A 1,417-nucleotide genomic window follows, 5' to 3' on the forward strand; every position below is an offset into this window, starting at 1 on the left:
GGCTCACCCGATAAATCAGGGGGAAAATTCTTTAATTCTATAGAAAATTTGCACCTTTGTACCATGAACAATCAAGGACTATTAGCATTGGCACAGTTGATTCTGCCATCAGAGATACTTTCAAATTTTGAAGTAGTACGTGTAGAAGAAGAGGCATCCCTTATCCGCATCTATCTTGATGAATCGGTTAAGGCTGAATATAAAGAGAACCCAGAGATTGAATCCAAAGGGTTCTGTGAAGCCGTAACTATACGTGACTTTCCAATCCGCGATAAAGGTGTTGACCTAATTGTCAGAAGACGCAAATGGTATGACAAGCAGAATAACCGATACTTCTCCGACTCTTACGACCTGAAGGCTGAAGAAACCCGCTACTCCAAGGAGTTTGCGGCTTTTTTAAAAGGAGTGTATGGAGACGATTCCTACGACCTCCCGTTCGCTTGACCGCTATTATCACATAAACGGGGATACGTTTGAAAAGCAATACAAGGAAGTGCTCAGCGGCTATCGTGAATGGTCAGAACTCTCACATGCAGAAGACTGGCTTGTCTTTCCAGAGAACATTGGTGAAAGCATCTGCATTGACGAAACGGCTCCAAGCAACGGTGAGCTGTACACTATAGTAAGCAACAGATCTTCACGTGGAGGTAAAGGTACCATCATTGCTATTGTAAAGGGTGTGGCGGCAGATGCTGTCACGGAAGCACTTATGCGCATTGACGAGGACAAGAGACTGTTGGTTAAGGAGATAACAATGGATATGTCGAATTCCATGCGACTTATAGCCAGACGCTGTTTCCCGAATGCAATGCGTACCATAGACCGCTTTCATATACAGAAACTTGCATGTGATGCCTTGCAGGAGATGCGCATCGCGCATAGATGGGATGCCATTCAAGCAGACACGGATGCCAGGGAAGAAGCCAAATGCCTGGGCGAAGCATACACTCCAATTGTGCTTGCAAATGGTGATACCCACAAGCAGTTGTTGGCTCGCAGCAGATATCTGCTTTTTAAATCTGCCGACAAATGGACGGAAAGTCAGAGACAAAGAGCTGAGGTGCTCTTTGAAACGTATCCTGATCTTAAAGAAGCCTATTCGCTTACACATTCCCTAAGAATGATATTTTCCAAGAATACCGTCAAAGATGCAGCAAGACTCTCGCTTGCACGATGGTACAACAAAGTGGACGACTCTGGCTTTAAGAGTTTCAATGTTATTGCCGCCACACTTTACGAGCACTATGATGAAGTCTTGAACTTCTTTGTAAACAGGGCAACTAATGCATTTGCAGAGTCTTTTAATGCTAAAATTAAGGCGTTTAGAGCTGCTTTAAGAGGAGTAACGGATATAAAATTCTTTCTTTTCAGACTTACAAAGCTGTATGCTTAATCCCCCAGGTTTATCGGGTGAGCC

Annotated in this window: 2 protein-coding genes; both read left to right on the plus strand. The window is 44.0% G+C overall.

Annotated features, from left to right (window positions below):
- Positions 1 to 444 (plus strand): hypothetical protein (locus tag AB5935_RS26155; protein WP_226892979.1); only part of this gene is annotated, 444 nt, incomplete at its 5' end.
- Positions 410 to 1,393, plus strand: a complete 984-nt coding sequence (locus AB5935_RS26160) for a transposase (protein ID WP_016270043.1) — start codon at positions 410 to 412, stop codon at positions 1,391 to 1,393. The genes AB5935_RS26155 and AB5935_RS26160, both read left to right, overlap by 35 nt.
- The last annotated feature ends 24 nt before the right edge of the window (positions 1,394 to 1,417 follow it).

The sequence above is a fragment of the Phocaeicola sp. RTP21198st1_B8_RTP21198_201120 genome (genome assembly GCF_040929485.1).
GTDB lineage: Bacteria > Bacteroidota > Bacteroidia > Bacteroidales > Bacteroidaceae > Phocaeicola > Phocaeicola dorei.